Origin of the sequence: Bosea beijingensis (assembly GCF_030758975.1) — a bacterium.
In the GTDB taxonomy this organism is placed as follows: Bacteria; Pseudomonadota; Alphaproteobacteria; order Rhizobiales; family Beijerinckiaceae; genus Allobosea; species Allobosea beijingensis.
The window spans coordinates 4,700,651-4,719,443 of record NZ_CP132359.1; the positions used below are offsets into that span (position 1 = coordinate 4,700,651).

Genomic DNA, 18,793 nt, shown 5'->3' on the forward strand with positions numbered 1-18,793 from the left:
GCTGGCGTCCTTACTTCTTCTTGCCTTCCTTGCGGAAGATGAATTCGCCGGCGTACTTGACGCCCTTGCCCTTGTAGGGCTCGGGGCCACGATAGTCGCGGATCTCCGCGGCGGTCTGGCCGACGACCTGCTTGTCGATGCCGCTGACGACGATCTCCGTCGGCTTCGGCGTCACGATCGCGACACCGGCCGGGATTTCGTAGTCGATGTCGTGGCTGTAGCCGAGCGACAGCTTCAGCACCTTGCCAGCGACGGCGGCCTTGTAGCCGACGCCGTTGATCTCGAGGCGCTTCTCGAAGCCGGCGGTGGTGCCGATCACGAGGTTGTTGATGCGGGCGCGCGAGGTGCCCCAGAGCGCACGGGCGCGCTTCGACTGCGAACGCGGCTGGACCGCGATCGCACCGTCCTCCATGGCGACCGAGACGTCCTCGGGAACCTCGAAGGAGAGCTCGCCCTTGGAGCCCTTGATCTTGACGAGCTGGCCGGTGACCGAGGCAGTGACGCCCGCAGGAACCGAAACCGGCTTCTTACCGATACGAGACATTTGGATTTCTCCTGAAAATGAGCGGGGCGCCTGTAAGGTCAGAAGACCTTGCAGAGCACTTCGCCGCCCACGTTCTGCTCGCGGGCCACATGATCGGCCATCACGCCACGCGGGGTCGAGACGATCGTCACGCCAAGGCCATCGGCCACGCGCGGCATGGTCTCGACCGACGAGTAAACGCGGCGGCCGGGCTTCGAAACACGCGAGATCGACCGGATGACCGGCTGGCCCTCGTGATACTTGAGCTCGATGTCGAACTCGGTCCGGCCGTTGCCGAACTCGGTCTGGCTGTAGCCGCGGATGTAGCCCTCGGACTGCAGCACGTCGAGCACGCGGGCGCGCAGCTTCGAGCCGGGGGTGGAAACGCGGGACTTGCGACGCATCTGCGCATTGCGGATGCGGGTCAGCATATCGCCGAGCGGATCAATGATTGCCATTGTTCCAGTCCTCCTTACCAGCTCGATTTCACGAGGCCGGGAACCAGCCCCTTGTTACCGAGCTCACGCAGCGCGACACGCGACATCTTGAGCTTGCGATAGAACGCGCGCGGACGGCCCGTCACTTCGCAGCGGTTGCGAATGCGGATCTTCGCCGAGTTGCGCGGCAGTTCGGCCAGCTTCAGGCGGGCGAGGAAACGCTCGTCCATGGGCTGGTTGTCGTCATTGGCGATCGCGAGAAGGCGAGCCCGGCGGCCGGCGAATTTCTTCACCAGCTTCCTGCGACGCTCGTTGTTCTCGACGGAGCTTTTCTTAGCCATCGATCTCTCCTGGTTTCCGCGTATGAACGCTGAGGTTCACTGCCGGAACGGGAAGTTGAAGTGCTTGAGCAGAGCGCGTGCCTCGTCGTCCGACTTCGCAGTCGTGCAGACGATCACGTCCATGCCCCAGACCTGGTCGACCTTGTCGTAGTTGATCTCGGGGAACACGATGTGCTCCTTGATCCCGAGCGCGAAATTGCCGCGCCCGTCGAACGACTTGGGGTTGAGGCCCCGGAAGTCGCGCACACGCGGCAAGGCGATGGTGACGAGCCGGTCGACGAACTCGAACATCTTGGTCTTGCGCAGCGTGACCTTGCAGCCAACCGCCATGTTCTCGCGCAGCTTGAAGCCGGCGATGGCGAGGCGGGACTTGGTGATGACCGGCTTCTGACCGGCGATCATGGCGAGGTCGCCGGCGGCGTTGTCGACCTTCTTGCGGTCGGCAGTCGCTTCGCCAACGCCCATGTTGATGACGATCTTCTCGATCGTCGGCACTTCCATGACGTTCTTGTAGCCGAATTCGGCGATCATCGCGGGACGAACGACGTCCTCGTAATGCTTCTTCATGCGCGGCGAGAGAGCCGCCTGCTGAGCCTCAGCCATCGATCAGATCCCCCGAACGCTTGGCGAAACGAACCTTGCGGCCGTCATCGAGCACCTTGAAACCGACGCGGGTGGCCTTGCCATCCTTCGGATCGGCAATGGCGATGTTCGACAGGTCGATCGTCGCTTCCTTGCTGATGATGCCGCCCTCGGACTGCGCGGACTGCTTGGTGTGGCGCTTCACCAGGTTGACGCCACGAACGACCGCACGGCCATCCTTCGGCAGAACCTGGAGCACTTCACCCGCCTTGCCCTTGTCGCGGCCGGCAAGCACGACGACCTTGTCGCCCTTCTTGATCTTAGCAGCCATCACAGCACCTCCGGCGCCAGCGAGATGATCTTCATGTGGTTCTTGGCGCGCAGCTCGCGCGGAACCGGTCCGAAGATACGCGTGCCGACCGGCTCCTTCTGGTTGTTGATCAGCACGGCCGCATTGCGGTCGAAGCGGATCACCGAACCGTCCTGGCGCTTGACGTCCTTGGCGGTGCGAACGACGACCGCCTTCATGACGTCGCCCTTCTTCACGCGACCGCGCGGAATGGCTTCCTTGATCGAAACGACGATGATGTCGCCGACACCGGCGTACTTGCGCTTCGACCCGCCGAGAACCTTGATGCACATCACGCGACGCGCGCCGGAATTGTCGGCGACGTCGAGATTCGTCTGCACCTGGATCATGGCCTTGATCCTTCCAATCTGTGTATCAGCGCGGTTTCCCGGACCGCATCAGTGCCATCCGGGACTACGACTGACGGGGGTCGATCGCCCCCTGGCCTCAAACAAAACACGATCCGCAAAAGTGGTTTCCACCTTTGCGGAGAAACATGTCCGGCTTCTTTCCTGCCCCGCCCTGCCCCTGATTCGGGGCCGGGCGAAGCCGTCTCGAATCACGCCTTGGGGGCGTCTTCGAGCACAACCCAGCTTTTCAGCTTGGAAATCGGCTTGGACTCCTCGATCCAAACCGTGTCGCCGACCTTGAACGAACCCGCCTCGTCATGGGCGTGATAGTTCTTCGTGCGGCGCACCGTCTTCTTGAGCAGCGGGTGCGTATAACGCCGCTCGACCTTGACCACAACAGTTTTGTTCTGCTTGTCGCTGACGACGACGCCCTGCAGTACGCGCTTAGGCATTATTCTCTCCTCACGCGCTCGCCGCGACGGTCTTCGACCGCTGCAGCGTCTTGATGCGGGCGATGTCCTTGCGCACTTCGGTGACGCGCGCGGTGTTCTCGAGCTGCCCGGTGGCCTTCTGGAAGCGCAGGTTGAACTGCTCCTTCTTGAGCTTCAGGAGCTCGTCCTGGAGCTGGTCCGTGCTCATGGACTTCAGGTCGGACTGACGCTGAGTGATTTTCATGTCGGCCTCCCTTACTCGGCAATGCGCTGGATGAAGCGGGTCTTGATCGGCAGCTTGGCGGCGCCGAGACGGAGCGCCTCGCGGGCGATCTCCTCGGACACGCCGTCGAGCTCGAACATGATCCGGCCCGGCTTGACCTTGGCCGCCCAGAACTCGGGCGAACCCTTGCCCTTACCCATGCGGACTTCGGTCGGCTTCTTGGAAACCGGCACGTCGGGGAACACGCGGATCCAGACACGGCCGACGCGCTTCATGGCGCGGGTGATCGCGCGGCGGGCCGCCTCGATCTGCCGGGCGGTGACGCGCTCGGGCTCCTGGGCCTTCAGGCCGAACTGGCCGAAGTTGAGGTCCGTGCCGCCCTTGGCGACGCCGGAGATGCGTCCCTTGAACTGCTTGCGGAACTTGGTGCGTTTTGGTTGCAGCATGGCTCTTCTCGATCAGCCTTACGCAGCCTGCTCGCGACGATCGCGATCGCGGTGATCACGGTCACGACCGCCGGAGCGGCCGCCCTCGTCGGAGAGGCGCTTGTCCTGGGCCATCGGGTCGTGTTCCAGGATCTCGCCCTTGAAGATCCAGACCTTGATGCCGCACGTCCCGTAGGTCGTGAAAGCGGTGGCGACGCCGTAATCGACGTCGGCGCGCAGCGTATGCAGCGGCACGCGGCCCTCACGGTACCATTCGAGGCGGGCGATCTCGGCGCCGCCGAGACGGCCCGAGCAGTTGATGCGGATGCCCTCGGCGCCCAGGCGCATCGCCGACTGCACGGCGCGCTTCATGGCGCGACGGAAGGCGACGCGGCGCTCGAGCTGCTGGGCGATCGAGTCGGCGACCAGCGTCGCGTCGATCTCGGGCTTGCGCACCTCGACGATGTTGATCGTCACATCGGCCTTGGTGAGCTTCGAGACTTCCTTGCGGAGCTTCTCGATGTCGGCACCCTTCTTGCCGATCACCACGCCCGGACGAGCCGAGTGGATGGTGACGCGGCACTTCCTGTGCGGACGCTCGATGATGATCTTCGAGACAGCGGCCTGCTTCAGCAGCTTCATGAGCGCGGCGCGGATGGCCATGTCTTCATGCAGCAGCTTGCCGTACTCGCCCTTGTTGGCGAACCAACGCGAGTCCCAGGTACGGTTGATGCCGAGGCGAAGGCCGATCGGATTGATTTTCTGACCCATCGTTCTCTCCTCAGGCCTTCGCAGCCTGCACTTCGCGCACCACGATCGTGATGTTCGAGAACGGCTTCAGGATACGGGCGCCACGGCCGCGGGCGCGGGCGTGGAAGCGCTTCATGACGAGCGCCTTGCCGACGAAGGCCTGTGCCACGACGAGATCGTCGACGTCGAGATCATGATTGTTCTCGGCGTTGGCGATCGCGCTCTGCAGGCACTTGCGCACGTCGAGCGAGATCCGCTTGCGCGAGAACTCGAGATCGGCGAGCGCGGTCGCGACCTTCTTGCCACGGATGAGCTGAGCGACGAGGTTCAGCTTCTGCGGCGAGACGCGAAGGTTGCGAGCGATCGCAGTGGCTTCGTTCTCGGGCAGCGCACGGGGGGCGGATGCTTTACCCATGGCTTACTTCCTCTTCGCCTTCTTGTCGGCAGCGTGGCCGTGGAAGGTGCGCGTCGGCGAGAACTCGCCGAACTTGTGGCCCACCATCTCTTCGGACACGGACACCGGCACATGCTTATGGCCGTTGTAGACGCCGAACGTCAGACCGACGAACTGCGGCAGGATCGTGGAGCGACGGCTCCAGATCTTGATAACTTCATTACGGGCAGAGGTCCTGGCGACCTCGGCCTTCTTCAGGAGGTATCCGTCGACGAACGGACCTTTCCAAAGCGAACGCGCCATGACGGACCTCAGTTCTTCTTCTTGCGGGCGTGACGGCTCGACACGATGAACGTATCGGTCCGCTTGTTCGAGCGGGTCTTCTTACCCTTGGTCGGCAGACCCCAGGGCGTGACCGGATGACGGCCACCCGAGGTCCGGCCTTCACCACCGCCGTGCGGATGGTCGACCGGGTTCATCGAGACGCCGCGGTTATGCGGACGGCGGCCGAGCCAGCGCGAACGACCAGCCTTGCCGTCGTTCCGGTTCATGTGATCCGGGTTCGAGACGGCGCCGACGGTGGCATAGCACAGGCCCGAGATCAGGCGCTGCTCGCCCGAGTTCAGGCGGACGATGACGTAACCCTGGTCGCGACCGACGATCTGGGCGTAGTTGCCGGCCGAACGGGCGAGTGCGCCGCCCTTGCCGATCTTCAGCTCGACATTGTGGACGATCGTGCCGATCGGCAGCGCGCCCATCGGGGCCGCGTTGCCGGGCTTCACGTCGACCGAGTCACCCGCGAGGACCGTGTCGCCGACAGCCAGGCGCTGCGGCGCCAGGATGTAGGAGAGCTCGCCGTCCTGATACTTGATCAGGGCGATGAAGGCCGTGCGGTTCGGATCGTACTCGATCCGCTCGACGGTCGCCGGGATGCCGGCCTTGCCGCGACGCTTGAAGTCGATGAGACGCAGCGTGCGCTTGTGGCCACCGCCGCGGAAGCGGACGGTGATGCGACCGAGGTTGTTGCGACCGCCCGATGACGACTTGCCCTCGGTCAGGGTCTTGACCGGCTTGCCCTTGTAGAGCTCGCTGCGGTCGACGATCACGAGCTGGCGAAGGCTCGGCGTGATCGGCTTGAAGTTCTTCAAAGCCATGATGATTTCCTCACAGGCCCGTGGTCACGTCGATGGAGTGGCCCTCTTCGAGGGTCACGACCGCCTTCTTGACGTCCGAACGCTGGCCGGGACGGCCACGGAACATCTTGACCTTGCCCTCGGTGACGATCGTGTTGACGCTCTTCACCTTGACGTCGAAGAGCTTCTCGATCGCCGCCTTGATCTGCGGCTTCGTTGCGGTCTTGGCAACCTTGAAGACGACCTTGTTGTGCTCGGAGAGCATCGTCGCCTTCTCGGTGATGACCGGCGCCACGATCACATCGTAGTGGCGCGGGTCGAGGTTCTTGGCGGACTGGCTCATTTGAAGCGCGCCTCCAGCGCATCGACGGCCGCGCGCGTCAGGACGAGCTTGTCGCGACGCAGGATGTCGTAAACGTTGATGCCCTGGACCGGCAGCACGTCGACATTCGGGATCGAGCGAGCGGCCAGGCCGAAGTTGGTATCGATCTCGGCGCCGCCGATGATCAGCGCGCTCGACAGGTCGAGCTTGCCGAAATGGCCGAGCAGCACCTTGGTCTTCGGCTCGGAGAGCTTGGCATCGTCGATCACGATGATGCCGGCATCCTTCGCCTTGGCCGAGAGAGCGTGGCGCAGAGCCAGCGCACGGACCTTCTTGGGAAGATCATGGCCGTGGTCGCGCAGGACCGGGCCGAAGGCCTTGCCGCCGCCGCGGAACTGCGGAGCCGAAGCCGCGCCGTGGCGAGCGCCGCCGGTGCCCTTCTGCTTGTAGATCTTCTTGCGGGTGCGATCGACTTCCGAGCGGCCCTTGGACTTGTGGGTCCCGGCGCGGCGCTTGGCGAGCTGATAGCGGACCATGCGGGCGAGTAGATCGGCGCGCGGCTCGAGGCCGAACACCTCGTCCGACAGCTCGACCGAACCGGCCGACTTGCCTTCAAGAGTGGTGATATCAAACTTCATCACGCGTTCTCCTCAGCCTGGGCCGCAGGAGCCTCTTCCGCCTTGCCCTCGCCGGAAACCTTGAACTTGCCCGGCAGCGGCGCATCCTTCGGCAGGGCGCGCTTGACGGCGTCACGGACGTGGATCCAGCCGCCGGCGACGCCGGGGACGGCGCCCTCGACGAGGATCAGGCCGCGCTCGGCATCCGTCTGGACGACGCGCAGGTTCTGCGTGGTGACGCGCTCGGCGCCGAGATGGCCCGGCATCTTCTTGTTCTTGAAGGTCTTGCCCGGGTCCTGACGGCCACCGGTCGAACCGATCGAGCGATGCGAGACCGACACGCCGTGCGTGGCGCGCAGACCGCCGAAGTTCCAGCGCTTCATACCGCCGGCGAAACCCTTACCGGTGGTGGTGCCGGAGACATCGACGAACTGGCCGACGACGAAGTGGTCCGCGGTCAGCTCGGCGCCAACGGGGATCAGCGCGTCGTTGCTGACGCGGAACTCGACCACCTTGCGCTTCGGCTCGACCTTGGCGACCGCGAAATGACCGCGCTCAGCCTTCGAGACATTCTTCACCTTCGCCTGGCCAGAGCCGAGCTGCACGGCCACATAGCCGTTCTTCTCGATCGTGCGATGCGCGACGACCTGGCAGTTGTCGAGCTTCAGCACGGTGACCGGGATGTGCTCGCCGGCATCCGTGAAGATGCGGGTCATCCCGACTTTCTGTGCAATCACACCGGAACGCATCGGTGCATACCTTCCTTTGGGGTCATGTCCATCCGGGTTCGCCGGAAACAGAGGACCCGTTTAATCGGATCAGAGCTTGATTTCGACGTCGACGCCGGCGGCGAGATCGAGCTTCATGAGGGCGTCGACCGTCTGGGGGGTCGGGTCGACGATGTCGAGAACCCGCTTGTGGGTCCGCATCTCGAACTGCTCGCGCGACTTCTTGTCGATGTGGGGCGAGCGGTTGACGGTGAACTTCTCGATGAGCGTGGGCAGCGGAATCGGTCCGCGGACCTGGGCGCCCGTCCGCTTCGCGGTCGACACGATCTCGCGCGTCGAAGCGTCGAGGATGCGGTGGTCGAACGCCTTGAGGCGGATCCGAATGTTCTGACCGTTCATGGTCTTAGTTCTCCGTGACGTGAGAAAAGGCAAAGGCCCCGAAGGGCCCTTGCCCCTCACGCAAACGCGTTACGCGATGATCGAGGCGACGACGCCGGCGCCGACGGTGCGACCGCCTTCGCGGATGGCGAAGCGCAGCTTCTCTTCCATCGCGAGGCCATCGGCCAGACGGCTTACGCCCAGCCGGCAACGGCGCCCCGCGCGGTCAAGGCGCCGCTGCGGGCGGCGGCAAGCCAGGCGGCTACGGCATCCGACGAACCCGCACGCCTGCGACGCCTCGCCGAGGCGGCCTTCGTCCAATCCCGCTCTGCACCCGCCCCGCGCAAGGTCGCCAATGGCCGCGTGCAGGACGCCGGCTGGGAAGAGTTCTGAGGCAATTGCGTCAGGAATGACATGGCCTGAATATCGAAACGGCGCCCTCTCGGGCGCCGTTTGCGCTTCCAGCCACTGGAGCTGTTCAGCCCCTCACCCCGGCAGCCGGTAGTCCCTGAACATCTCGCGCAGCTTCGTCTTCTGGATCTTGCCCGTCGCCGTATGCGGGATCGCCTCGACCAGCACGACATCGTCCGGCAGCCACCATTTCGCGATCTTTCCGGTCATGAAGGCGAGCATCTCGTCCTTGCCCGGCGTGCGACCGGGCTTCGGCACGATGACCAGCAACGGCCGCTCGTCCCATTTCGGATGGGTGACGCCGATCACCGCCGCTTCCGCGACATCGGGATGACCGACCGCGAGGTTCTCCAGATCGATCGAGGAAATCCATTCGCCGCCGGACTTGATCACGTCCTTCGAGCGGTCGGTGACCTGCATGTAGCCGGCGGGATCGATGGTCGCGACATCGCCGGTATCGAAGAAGCCGTGGTCGTCGAGGATCCCGTCCTCATTGCGGTAATAGGCGCCCGCGACGGCAGGCCCACGCACCTTGAGCCGGCCAAAGGTCCTGCCGTCCCAGGGCAGGTCGGCGCCGGCATCGTCGGTCAAGCGGAACTCGACCGTAAAGGGCGGGTGACCCTGCTTGACCTTGAGATCGTAAAGCGCGTCGCCTTCCAGCCCCTGATAGACGGGCTTCAGCGAGCAGAAGGAGCCGAGCGGGCTCATCTCGGTCATGCCCCAGGCATGGGCGACGTCGACGCCGTATTTGCGCTCGAAGATCTCGGTCATCGCGCGCGGGCAGGCCGAGCCGCCGATGACGACGCGCTTCAGGGTCGAGAGCTTGCCGTCCGTCGCTTCCAGATGCTGCAGAAGGCCGAGCCAGACCGTCGGCACGGCCGCCGTCATGGTCACGCCCTCCTCCTCCAGCAATTGATGCAGCGAGGGACCGTCGAGCTTGGCGCCCGGCATGACCAGCTTGGCGCCGGTCATCGGGGCGGAATAGGCCAGCGACCAGCTATTGGCGTGGAACAGCGGCACGACCGGCAGCACCGTGTCGCGCGCCGACAGGCCCATGAAATCCGGCGCGGCGCAGGCCAGCGCATGCAGCACGTTCGAGCGATGCGAATAGAGCACGCCCTTCGGCCCGCCGGTCGTGCCCGAGGTGTAGCAGAGCCCGGCCGCGGTGTTCTCGTCGAAGCGGCCCCAGGCGAAATCATCGTCGACTTCGGCCAGCCAGTCCTCATAGGCTATGGCGCCCTTCAGGCTCGTCTGCGGCATATGCGCGGTGTCGGTGAGCACGACATAGCGCTCGATCGTCGGCAGCTTGTCCTGGATCGCCTCGATCATCGGCACGAAGGTCAGGTCGAGGAAGAGCATGCGGTCTTCCGCATGACCGACGATCCAGGCGATCTGCTCCGGGAACAGGCGCGGATTGACCGTATGCGTGATCGCACCGATGCCGCTGATGCCGTACCAGAGCTCGAGATGGCGGTCGGTGTTCCAGGCGAGCGTCGCGATCCTGTCCCCCAGCGCGATGCCCTCGCGCTGCAGGCGCTTCGCCACCTTCAGGGCCCGGCTACGAATCTCGACATAGCTGCGTCGTCGGAGCGCCCCATCCTCGACGGCGCGACTCACCACCTCGCGACTGCCGTGCTGGACGGCGGCGTGGTCGATGATGCGGTGGAGCAGAAGGGGCCAATCTTGCATCAGGCCGAGCATGCGCTTGTCCTCCGAGATCGTGTGTTGGTGAGGATAGCGACGGGCTCCCGCGAAAGGGAAGTCATCCCATCGAAGGCTCGCCTGCGCGCACGAGATGGTTTAGGCCTGATCCTTCAAGAGCGGGGGGAAGCGCCATGTCCGCACCGAAGATCGTGCCGCACGCAACGACGGAACCGGACCGGGTCTGGTTCCGCTTCATGCGGCTGCACCAGCGCATGCTGATGCAGATGACCGGGCGCATCCGCACGCTCGGCCTCTCGATCCCGCAATTCGATCTGCTCTCGACCCTGACCGAGCAGGAGGGCATCAGCCAGAGCGAGCTCGCCGAGCGCCTCTACGTCACCAAGGGCAATGTCTCCGGCCTCGTCGACCGGCTGGTGCAGGCCGGGCTCGTCGAGCGCCGCGCCATCGCCGGCGACCGGCGCTCCTATGCGATGCACCTGACGCCGGAAGGCCGCCGCCTCGCCGAGGCCGGCATCGCCGCCCAGCGCGAGTTCGTCGCCAGCACGCTCGGCAAGCTCAAGCCGGACGACCTCGCCGAGCTCGACCGGCTCGTGCTGCTCTGGCGCGATCTCGCGCGCGCCGCCGATGCCGAGTGAGCGGCGATGGCTGACGGCATCGACCTGACCGCCTCCGCCACTGCTTTGCGCGAGGCGATGCTCGCGCGCCGCTTCAGCGCCACCGACCTGCTCGAAGCGACCTTCGCCCGCATCGATGCGCTGAACCCGCGCCTCAACGCCATCGTGGCGCAGGATCGCGACGCCGCCCGTACGATGGCGAAGGCTTCGGACGCGCGGATTGCCGATGGCACAGCCCGCCCCCTCGAAGGTCTGCCGATCACGATCAAGGACGCTTTCGACGTCGCCGGCCTGCCCTCCTCCGGCGGCCTGCCGGCCTATCGCGAGCGCGTGCCGGTCGAGGATGCTGCCGCCGTCGCAAGGCTGCGTGCGGCCGGTGCCGTCATCATCGGCAAGACGAACGTTCCGGTCTTCTCCGGCGATTTCCAGAGCTACAACCCTGCCCATGGCGTGACCAACAACCCGTGGGACGAGACGCGCTCGCCCGGCGGATCCTCTGGCGGGGCTGCGGTCGCGGTCGCGACCGGCATGAGCGCCTTCGAGCTCGGCTCCGATCTCGGCAGCTCGATCCGCTGGCCGGCCCATGCCTGCGGCGTGTTCGGGTTCAAGACGAGCTGGGGAGTGGTCTCGACCTGGGGTGCGATCCCGCCGCCACCCGAGCGGCGCACCTTGCGCAATGTCGACCTGATGGTCGCCGGGCCGATCACCCGCGCAGCCGAGGATCTCGAGCTGATCCTGCCGGTGATCGCAGGGCCGCGCGATACCGCCCAGCCTGCCGCGCTCTTGCCGGAACCGCGCCGGACCAGCGCGAAAGCCCTGCGGGTCGCTGTCTGGGCCGACGATCCCTTCGCACCTGTGGACCGGGAGGTGTCTGCTGCCGTGCGCGAATCCGCGCGCCGTCTGGCCGAGGCCGGCGCGGTCGTCGACGAGACGGCGCGGCCCTCCATCCGTTTCGCCGATGCCTTCGAGGTCTATGCGCTGCTGAATCATGCCGTCGTCGCCTATGGCCTGCCGCCGAAGGTGCGCGCCCGCATCCAAGCGCAAGCCGCGCGCTTCAGCCCGAACGACCTGTCGCATCAGGCCCTGCAGGCGCGGGGCGCCCGGATGACGCCCGGCTTCTACCAGCAGATCGACCAGCGCCGCCGCGCCCAGAAGCGGCAATGGGCCAGCTTCTTCTCGCGCTACGACGTGGTGCTCTGCCCGCCCGCGCCGGTCGCCGCGATCCCGCACGACCATGGCGCGGATATCCATGCCCGGCGCCTGATGGTGAACGGCGAGCCGCGGCCCTATCTCGATTTCCTGCTCTGGGCTTCGCTCGCGACCGGTGCCGACCTGCCGGCGCTGTCTGCGCCGGTGACACGCTCGCGCGAGGGCCTGCCGCTCGGCGTCCAGATCATCGCCCCCTTCGGCGAAGATCGGACCGCCATCGCCATCGGTGCGATGCTGGAGGAACTGGGCGGCCGTTTCGCTCCGCCGCCTGTCGCTCGCTGAGCCCTTCGGAAGGCGCTTTCGCCCGTTTGGCGCGCACCCTTTCCGTTTCGCTCGCCCTGCGGCAGAGTCTACCGTCCCCTGCGCCAAAATCGCTCAACATTTGCGGTCATATCGGCGTATGCTGGAAAGAATATTAAACAGAGCCGGGAGCCCATCATGCTGTCGAATGTCGCCGTCAGGGATATCGAGACCCTCGTCCATCCCTATACCAACCTCGCCACGCATCGGCAGACGGGCCCGCTCGTGCTGGAGAGCGGCAAGGGCATCTATGTCTACGATTCCGCCGGCAAGGAATATATCGAGGGCATGGCCGGGCTCTGGTGTACCTCGCTCGGCTACTCGAACCAGGAGCTGGTCGAGACCGCCTATGAGCAGATGAAGAAGCTGCCCTTCACCCATATCTTCGGCGGGCGCAGCCATGATCCGGCAATCGAACTCGCCGAGAAGCTGAAGGAGATCGCTCCGGTTCCGATCTCGAAAGTGTTCTACGGCGCCTCCGGCTCCGACGCCAACGACACCCAGGTCAAGATCGTCTGGTATCTCAACAACGCGCTCGGCCGGCCGCAGAAGAAGAAGATCATCTCGCGGCTGAAGGGCTATCACGGCGTCACCGTCGCCTCGGCCTCGCTGACCGGCCTGCCGAACAACCATATCGATTTCGACCTGCCGCTGCCGGGCATCCTGCATACCTCCTGCCCGCATCACTATCGCTTCGCCGAGCCCGGCGAGAGCGAGCAGGACTTCTCCTCGCGCCTCGCTGCCGAGCTGGAAGAAATGATCCTGCGCGAGGGCCCGGACACGGTCGCCGCCTTCATCGCCGAGCCAGTGATGGGCGCCGGCGGCGCGATCATCCCGCCGGAGGGCTATTTCGAGAAGATCAACGCCGTGCTCGCCAAGTACGACGTGCTGTTCATCTCGGACGAGGTCATCACCGGCTTCGGCCGCACCGGCAAGATGTTCGGCACCGAGACCTACGGGCTCAACGCCGACTCGATCTCGCTCGCCAAGCAGATCACCTCGGCCTATTTCCCGCTCAGCGCCGTGATGATGAACGACAAGATCTATGACGTTCTCGTCGACCAGAGCCGCAAGATCGGCACCTTCGGCCATGGCAACACCTATGCCGGCCATCCGGTCGGCTGCGCCGTCGCGGTGAAGACGCTGGAGATCTACCAGCGAGACAAGATCGTCGATCACGTCGAGAAGGTCTCGCCGACCTTCCTGCGCCGCCTGAGCAAGCTGAACGAGCATCCGCTCGTCGGCGAGGCCAAGGGCGTCGGCCTGATCGGCGGCGCCGAGCTGGTCAAGGACAAGCAGACCAAGGCCTCTTTCGAGGGCAAGAAGGGCGTCGGCGCCAAGGCCGTGGCCTATGCCCTGGAAGAGGGCTTCATCACCCGCGCCATGGGCGACCGCCTCGCCTTCTGCCCGCCGCTCGTTATCAACGAGGCCGAGATCGAGGAAATGTTCAACCGCTGCGAACGCGCCCTCGACAAGACCCTGAACTGGGCCAAGGCCGAAGGCCTGCTGGCCTGAGCGCTGCGATAGCGCAAGAAGACAGAAGGCCGGGCGGCGACGCCCGGCCATTTTTCGATTCAGCAATAAGGCGAAATCGGGAGATTCCGCCCGAAAACGCCACGAACAGATCACAGAGGCGCCCCGGCGCCGTCCCGATCAGGCGCCAGAGATGGAGAGGTCGGCTGGCGCGAGCCGCCGGCGCGAGGTCCACAGCAGAGTCAGGAGCCATGCTTCAACGCAACGCCCAGCCCACGACACCGGTCCGCAAGGGTTTCCACGACGCCACGGCGCGGGCGACCTATGCGACCCTCTTCCGCCCGATCGCGATTCAGGCGGTCGCCGCGGGAACCCGACAGATGTCGCCTGCGTTGAAGCAGCACGGCGAAGCGCGCAGGGCCGATCTGCCCGGCGTCCTCCGCCACGGTTTCAACGACTGAAACCTCCCCTTCGAGACCCCATGACTTGGCCGGTGCGGAGCTCGCTCCCACCGGCCTTTTTCTTGGGCGGTGCGGCTGACCTGCCCAAATCATGCGACTTTCACGAGACCCGTTGTCATTCCGGGGCATGCCGCAGGCATGAACCCGGAACCCACGACTGGGTGCCGCGCTCGCCTTCACTGATCGGGCAAGGGCTCACCCAGTCGTGGGTTCCGGGTTCTTCGCTAACGCGAAGCCCCGGAATGACAAGGGTGGTTTCACCGGAGCTTGAGCCCGCAAACAAGAACGGGCAGCCCGAAGGCCGCCCGCCGAATTCTCATCGTCGTTCGATCCGATCAGACGACGATGACCTTCGCACCCGCGGGCACGCGGTTGAACAGGTCGATCACGTCGACATTGCGCATGCGGATGCAGCCCGACGACGCCGAGCGGCCGATCGTCTCGGGCTCGTTGGTGCCGTGGATGCGATAAAGCGTGTCCCGGCCGTTCTGGTAGAGATAGAGCGCACGCGCCCCGAGCGGATTGTCCGGGCCGCCTTTCATGCCGCCGGCAACCGGCTTCAGATGCGGCCAGCGCTTGACCATCTCGGCCGGCGGCGTCCAGCGCGGCCATTCCGCCTTGCGCTGCACCACGGCCTCGCCGGTCCAGCCATAGGCTTCCTCGCCGGTGGCGACGCCGTAGCGGATCGCCTTCCTGTTCGGCAGGACGAGGTAGAGGAACTTTTCGTTGGTATCGATATAGATCGTGCCCGGTGCCTGCCCGGTCGGATCGGCGATCTCGTAGGGCAGATAGGGCAGGTAGGTATCGAACTTGGGGACGAGCGCGATATATTCGGCGTCGCGGGCTGACAGCTCCGGAGCGGCCACGCTCTTATACTGGCAGGCGCCCAGCAGGGCGGACAGCGCCAGTGCAACGAAAACGGTCTTCTTCATAGCCTCCACCCAGCCGACCCGAAGGCAGCCTTTATGATGAATCGAACGTTAACGCTTCGTATCGCCGCAGCGCTTCCCCAAAAGCGACGGCCTGGCGAAGCACTAGGCCCCAAACGGCCATGGCGCAATCTGGTTCCCTTTGTGGCATTCGGAAGGCTGCCAGGCGTGGTAAACCGGCCACGCTGGCCCTCCAGCCGGCTCCAGCGCGCGGATAGCGGCTCTTGACGACCCTGCTCTTCACCCATCCGTCCAGCCTCGCCCATGCGATGCCGCCGGGCCATCCTGAATGCGCCGACAGGATCCGGGCGGTCGAGCAAGCCCTCGAAGCCGAACGATTCGCGGCGCTGATTCGGCTGGAAGCCCCGCTCGGCACGCTCGATCAGGTGGTGCTGTGCCATCCCGAATCCTATGCGCAGGCGCTGATCGCCTCGGCGCCTGCTGCCGGGTTCGTGCAGGTCGATGCGGACACGCTGATGTCGCCCGGCACGATCGAGGCGGCGCTGAGGGCCGTCGGCGGTACCGTCGCCGCGGTGGACGAGGTGATGGCCGGAAAGGCGCGCAACGCCTTCGTCGCGATGCGCCCGCCCGGCCACCATGCCGAGCGCGAGCGCGCCATGGGGTTCTGCTTCTTCAACCAGGCGGCGATCGCGGCGCGCCACGCGCAGACAGCGCATGGGGCCGCGCGCGTCGCCATCGTCGACTGGGACGTCCATCACGGCAACGGCACGCAGGACATCTTCTGGGACGATGCCGGCGTGCTCTACGCCTCCGTGCATGAGATGCCGCTCTATCCCGGCACCGGCGCAGCCTCGGAGCGCGGCACGCGAGGCACGATCGTCAATGTTCCCCTGCGGGCGGGCGACGGTTCCGACGAATTCCGCGACGCCTTCGAGACCACGATCCTGCCGCGGCTCGATGCGTTCCGCCCTGATCTCGTGGTGATCTCCGCGGGCTTCGACGCGCATTGGCGCGACCCGCTCGCCAGTCTCAACCTGCGCGAGGCGGACTTCACCTGGGCGACGCAAAAGCTGATGGAGGCTGCCGACCGCCATGCCGGCGGTCGGATCGTCTCTGTGCTGGAGGGTGGCTACGATCTCGACGCGCTCGCGAAATCGGCGGCCGCCCATGTCTCGGCCCTGATGGAGGGCTGAGCGCCGGGGCGCCGCACTTATTCCAGCGGCGAGGTCCCCGCGATTTCGATGCCGAAGCCGGAGAGGCCGACGAAGGAGCGCGGCGAGGAGGCGAGGTTCACGATCGAGCGGACGCCGAGATCGCGCAGGATCTGCGCGCCGAGCCCGACCTCGCGCCATTGCTGGCTGCGCAACGCATCGGAATTCTCGTCGTCGACGGGCTTGATCGGCACGCCGGCACTGCCGTCGCGCAGATAGATCAGCACGCCCTTGCCCTCCTGCTGGAAGCGGCGCAGCGCGCACTGGATCGAGCCGGCGCCGCCGAGCACGTCGGCGACGACATCGGCACGGTGCAGGCGGGCCGGCACCTTCTCGCCATCGCCGAGCTTGCCCATCACGAAGGCGAAATGCTGGGTGCTGTCGAAGGGCGTGACATAGACATGGCCGGTCACGTCGCCGAACTCGGTCTTGACCGGGAAGGAATGCACGCGCTCGACCAGCTTCTCGCGCGATTGGCGATAGGCGATCAGATCGGCGACGGTGATCTGCTTCAGCCCATGCTTCTCGGCGAAGGCGGCGATCTGCGCGCCCTTCATCACCGTGCCATCGTCATTGGCGAGCTCGCAGATGACGCCGACCTGCGGGAGATCGGCGAGCTTGCAGAGATCGACGGCGGCTTCCGTATGGCCGGAGCGCATCAGCACGCCGCCATCCCTCGCGATGAGCGGGAAGACATGGCCGGGGCGCACGAAATCGGCGGCGCCCATATTGCCGTTGGCCAGCGCGCGGACCGTGTTGGTGCGCTGCTCGGCCGAGATGCCGGTGGTCAGTCCGTGCTTGACGTCGACCGTGATGGTGAAGGCCGTGCCGAGCGGCGCATCGTTGGACGAGACCATCGGGTCGAGCCGCAGACGGCGGGCCTCGGCCGCCGTCAGCGGCGCGCAGACGATGCCGCAGGTGTTGCGGATGATGAAGGCCATCTTCTCCGGCGTGCAGAGCGAGGCCGCGACGATGAGATCGCCCTCGTTCTCACGATCATCGTCATCGGTGACGATGACGATCTCGCCGCGGGCGAAGGCTTCGATGGTCTCGGCGACATTGTTGGACATGGCAGCCTCGCGCGGCCCGGACAGGCCGAGGAAATCATTGGGGGTGACGGCGCCGCCGGTGGCGGCGGTGATGCGCTCGGCGCTTTCGCGGGAAATCCAGGCAGCCGGATCATTGCAGAGCGCGGTCACGCTGGCCGGCGACAGGCCGACCTGCTTCGCGAAGGCGCTGCGCGCGATCTTGTTCTGCCGGAGCCAGACGTCGAGCTTCATGCCGTGAAGCTAATACGGCACGGCTTCATCGGCAATGAATGATCGATGCATTTTCAGTATTGCTGAAATGCAAGATGCGACACTGCGGCGAGCCCCGCTTAGCGTCACTCCTGGAACGGCCAGCGCGGCTCGACCACACCGACCTGCGCGCGATGGCGCAGATACTGATCGGCCAGCACGCAGGCGACCATCGCCTCGCCGACCGGCACGGCGCGGATGCCGACGCAGGGGTCGTGGCGGCCCTTGGTGAACATCTCGGCCTCGCCGCCGGTGCGGGTCACAGTCGCGCGCGTCGCCAGGATCGAGGAGGTCGGCTTCACGGCAAAACGCGCGACGATCGGCTGGCCGGTCGAGATGCCGCCCAGAATGCCGCCGGCATGGTTGGAGAGGAAGAGCGGCTTGCCGTCATTACCGGCGCGCATCTCGTCTGCATTCTCCTCGCCGGAGAGTGCGGCTGCAGCAAAGCCCTCGCCGATCTCGACGCCCTTGACCGCGTTGATGCTCATCAGCGCGGCGGCGATCTCGGAATCGAGCTTGGCGTAGATCGGCGCGCCAAGGCCTGCCGGCACGCCTTCGGCGACGATCTCCAGCACGGCGCCGATCGAGGAGCCGGACTTCCGGACACCGTCGAGATAGCCCTCGAAGAAGGCCGCGGCCTTGGCATCCGGGCAGAAGAACGGATTGCGGCCGACCTCATCCCAGTCCCAGTTGGCGCGGTCGATCTTGTGCGGACCCATCTGGACGAGGGCGCCACGCACGATCATGCCGGGTACGACCTTGCGGGCGATGGCGCCGGCGGCAACCCGCATCGCCGTCTCGCGTGCCGAGGAGCGCCCGCCGCCGCGATAGTCGCGGATGCCGTATTTGACGTCATAGGTGTAGTCGGCATGGCCGGGCCGATACTTGTCCTTGATGTCGGAATAATCCTTCGAGCGCTGGTCGACATTGTCGATCAGGAGGCCGATCGAGGTGCCCGTCGTGACCTGCACGCCGTCGTTCTCGCGGGCAAAGACGCCGGAGACGATGCGGACCTGGTCCGGCTCCTGGCGCTGCGTGGTGAAGCGCGACTGGCCGGGCCGGCGCCGGTCGAGATCGCCCTGGATATCGGCTTCCGTCAGCGGCAGCAGCGGCGGGCAGCCGTCGACGACACAGCCGATGGCGGGACCATGGCTCTCGCCGAAGGTGGTGACGCGGAAGAGATGGCCGAAGCTGTTATGCGACATGGGAGCCTGCGCGAAAATCCGTGCAGGGTCTTAGTCCGGGCCGGGACCGGCGGTCAAACGGCAAGCCCGCGCC

26 protein-coding genes and 1 pseudogene are annotated in these 18,793 nt (G+C 65.7%); 5 read left to right on the forward strand and 22 right to left on the reverse strand.

Going from position 1 to position 18,793, the window contains the following annotated elements:
* Window positions 1-10 precede the first annotated feature (10 nt).
* From rplF to Q9235_RS22550, 19 genes and pseudogenes are all read right to left on the reverse strand, one after another.
* The gene (rplF, locus tag Q9235_RS22460) at window positions 11-544 is read right to left on the reverse strand and encodes a 50S ribosomal protein L6 (protein WP_306223996.1); all 534 of its coding nucleotides are present in this window, start codon (window positions 542-544) and stop codon (window positions 11-13) included.
* Window positions 545-582: 38 nt separating this feature from the next.
* On the reverse strand, window positions 583-981 hold the full coding sequence (rpsH, locus tag Q9235_RS22465; protein WP_047582049.1) for a 30S ribosomal protein S8: 399 nt from the start codon (window positions 979-981) through the stop codon (window positions 583-585).
* A gap of 14 nt (window positions 982-995) precedes the next feature.
* Window positions 996-1,301 carry a 30S ribosomal protein S14 gene (gene rpsN / locus Q9235_RS22470; protein WP_199085556.1) on the reverse strand — a complete coding sequence of 102 codons (306 nt, stop codon included), beginning with the start codon at window positions 1,299-1,301 and terminating at the stop codon, window positions 996-998.
* Between the two features lie 36 nt (window positions 1,302-1,337).
* Window positions 1,338-1,904 (reverse strand): 50S ribosomal protein L5, encoded by a 567-nt coding sequence (gene rplE, locus Q9235_RS22475; protein WP_199085555.1) that lies wholly within the window; start codon window positions 1,902-1,904, stop codon window positions 1,338-1,340.
* Window positions 1,897-2,214: a 50S ribosomal protein L24 gene (rplX, locus tag Q9235_RS22480; protein WP_306223997.1), complete on the reverse strand. Its 318-nt coding sequence runs from the start codon at window positions 2,212-2,214 to the stop codon at window positions 1,897-1,899. The genes rplE and rplX overlap by 8 nt, the downstream gene beginning before the upstream one ends.
* Window positions 2,214-2,582 (reverse strand): 50S ribosomal protein L14, encoded by a 369-nt coding sequence (rplN, locus tag Q9235_RS22485; RefSeq protein ID WP_047582041.1) that lies wholly within the window; start codon window positions 2,580-2,582, stop codon window positions 2,214-2,216. Before rplN ends, rplX begins: the two co-directional genes overlap by 1 nt.
* A gap of 209 nt (window positions 2,583-2,791) precedes the next feature.
* Window positions 2,792-3,034 carry a 30S ribosomal protein S17 gene (rpsQ, locus tag Q9235_RS22490; RefSeq protein WP_199085553.1) on the reverse strand — a complete coding sequence of 81 codons (243 nt, stop codon included), beginning with the start codon at window positions 3,032-3,034 and terminating at the stop codon, window positions 2,792-2,794.
* 10 nt (window positions 3,035-3,044) lie between these two features.
* Window positions 3,045-3,257, reverse strand: a complete 213-nt coding sequence (gene rpmC, locus Q9235_RS22495) for a 50S ribosomal protein L29 (protein ID WP_306223999.1) — start codon at window positions 3,255-3,257, stop codon at window positions 3,045-3,047.
* A gap of 11 nt (window positions 3,258-3,268) precedes the next feature.
* Window positions 3,269-3,682, reverse strand: coding sequence for a 50S ribosomal protein L16 (rplP, locus tag Q9235_RS22500; protein ID WP_112581124.1), 414 nt, complete (start codon window positions 3,680-3,682; stop codon window positions 3,269-3,271).
* An 18-nt stretch (window positions 3,683-3,700) separates the two neighbouring features.
* Window positions 3,701-4,432, reverse strand: a complete 732-nt coding sequence (gene rpsC, locus Q9235_RS22505; protein WP_199085552.1) for a 30S ribosomal protein S3 — start codon at window positions 4,430-4,432, stop codon at window positions 3,701-3,703.
* 10 nt (window positions 4,433-4,442) lie between these two features.
* On the reverse strand, window positions 4,443-4,826 hold the full coding sequence (gene rplV / locus Q9235_RS22510) for a 50S ribosomal protein L22 (RefSeq protein WP_047582031.1): 384 nt from the start codon (window positions 4,824-4,826) through the stop codon (window positions 4,443-4,445).
* Window positions 4,827-4,829: 3 nt separating this feature from the next.
* Window positions 4,830-5,108: a 30S ribosomal protein S19 gene (rpsS, locus tag Q9235_RS22515; protein ID WP_047582029.1), complete on the reverse strand. Its 279-nt coding sequence runs from the start codon at window positions 5,106-5,108 to the stop codon at window positions 4,830-4,832.
* Window positions 5,109-5,116: 8 nt separating this feature from the next.
* Window positions 5,117-5,959 (reverse strand): 50S ribosomal protein L2, encoded by an 843-nt coding sequence (rplB, locus tag Q9235_RS22520; RefSeq protein WP_265059848.1) that lies wholly within the window; start codon window positions 5,957-5,959, stop codon window positions 5,117-5,119.
* A gap of 10 nt (window positions 5,960-5,969) precedes the next feature.
* Window positions 5,970-6,281, reverse strand: a complete 312-nt coding sequence (locus Q9235_RS22525) for a 50S ribosomal protein L23 (protein WP_047582026.1) — start codon at window positions 6,279-6,281, stop codon at window positions 5,970-5,972.
* Complete coding sequence (gene rplD / locus Q9235_RS22530) at window positions 6,278-6,898, reverse strand: 50S ribosomal protein L4 (RefSeq protein WP_257732006.1); 621 nt, start codon at window positions 6,896-6,898, stop codon at window positions 6,278-6,280. The genes Q9235_RS22525 and rplD overlap by 4 nt, the downstream gene beginning before the upstream one ends.
* Entirely contained in the window at window positions 6,898-7,626 is a 729-nt protein-coding gene (rplC, locus tag Q9235_RS22535) for a 50S ribosomal protein L3 (RefSeq protein ID WP_306224000.1), read from the reverse strand. Before rplC ends, rplD begins: the two co-directional genes overlap by 1 nt.
* Before the next feature lie 69 nt (window positions 7,627-7,695).
* Entirely contained in the window at window positions 7,696-8,004 is a 309-nt protein-coding gene (rpsJ, locus tag Q9235_RS22540; protein ID WP_043237115.1) for a 30S ribosomal protein S10, read from the reverse strand.
* Between the two features lie 69 nt (window positions 8,005-8,073).
* A pseudogene (locus tag Q9235_RS22545) lies at window positions 8,074-8,160 on the reverse strand (EF-Tu C-terminal domain-related protein); the annotation flags it as partial.
* A 309-nt stretch (window positions 8,161-8,469) separates the two neighbouring features.
* Window positions 8,470-10,095, reverse strand: a complete 1,626-nt coding sequence (locus Q9235_RS22550; protein ID WP_306224001.1) for a long-chain-fatty-acid--CoA ligase — start codon at window positions 10,093-10,095, stop codon at window positions 8,470-8,472.
* A gap of 134 nt (window positions 10,096-10,229) precedes the next feature.
* Between Q9235_RS22550 and Q9235_RS22555 the strand changes: the two genes are divergently transcribed.
* The 4 genes from Q9235_RS22555 to Q9235_RS22570 all read left to right on the forward strand — a co-directional run bounded on the left by Q9235_RS22555 (window position 10,230) and on the right by Q9235_RS22570 (window position 14,116).
* Window positions 10,230-10,694 (forward strand): MarR family winged helix-turn-helix transcriptional regulator, encoded by a 465-nt coding sequence (locus Q9235_RS22555; protein WP_306224003.1) that lies wholly within the window; start codon window positions 10,230-10,232, stop codon window positions 10,692-10,694.
* A gap of 6 nt (window positions 10,695-10,700) precedes the next feature.
* Entirely contained in the window at window positions 10,701-12,164 is a 1,464-nt protein-coding gene (locus Q9235_RS22560; RefSeq protein ID WP_306224004.1) for an amidase, read from the forward strand.
* A 156-nt stretch (window positions 12,165-12,320) separates the two neighbouring features.
* The gene (locus Q9235_RS22565) at window positions 12,321-13,697 is read left to right on the forward strand and encodes an aspartate aminotransferase family protein (RefSeq protein ID WP_306224006.1); all 1,377 of its coding nucleotides are present in this window, start codon (window positions 12,321-12,323) and stop codon (window positions 13,695-13,697) included.
* 209 nt (window positions 13,698-13,906) lie between these two features.
* Window positions 13,907-14,116 carry a hypothetical protein gene (locus tag Q9235_RS22570; RefSeq protein WP_306224007.1) on the forward strand — a complete coding sequence of 70 codons (210 nt, stop codon included), beginning with the start codon at window positions 13,907-13,909 and terminating at the stop codon, window positions 14,114-14,116.
* Between the two features lie 335 nt (window positions 14,117-14,451).
* Here Q9235_RS22570 and Q9235_RS22575 read toward each other — a convergent pair whose 3' ends face one another.
* Window positions 14,452-15,048 (reverse strand): L,D-transpeptidase, encoded by a 597-nt coding sequence (locus tag Q9235_RS22575; protein WP_306224008.1) that lies wholly within the window; start codon window positions 15,046-15,048, stop codon window positions 14,452-14,454.
* A 221-nt stretch (window positions 15,049-15,269) separates the two neighbouring features.
* Between Q9235_RS22575 and Q9235_RS22580 the strand changes: the two genes are divergently transcribed.
* Window positions 15,270-16,199 (forward strand): histone deacetylase family protein, encoded by a 930-nt coding sequence (locus Q9235_RS22580; protein ID WP_306224009.1) that lies wholly within the window; start codon window positions 15,270-15,272, stop codon window positions 16,197-16,199.
* Window positions 16,200-16,216: 17 nt separating this feature from the next.
* Here the strand turns inward: Q9235_RS22580 and ribB are convergent, their stop codons facing one another.
* Together ribB and aroC are read right to left on the reverse strand one after the other, a co-directional pair.
* The gene (gene ribB / locus Q9235_RS22585) at window positions 16,217-17,497 is read right to left on the reverse strand and encodes a 3,4-dihydroxy-2-butanone-4-phosphate synthase (RefSeq protein ID WP_306224010.1); all 1,281 of its coding nucleotides are present in this window, start codon (window positions 17,495-17,497) and stop codon (window positions 16,217-16,219) included.
* 104 nt (window positions 17,498-17,601) lie between these two features.
* Window positions 17,602-18,720, reverse strand: a complete 1,119-nt coding sequence (aroC, locus tag Q9235_RS22590; RefSeq protein WP_306224012.1) for a chorismate synthase — start codon at window positions 18,718-18,720, stop codon at window positions 17,602-17,604.
* Between the last annotated feature and the right edge of the window lie 73 nt (window positions 18,721-18,793).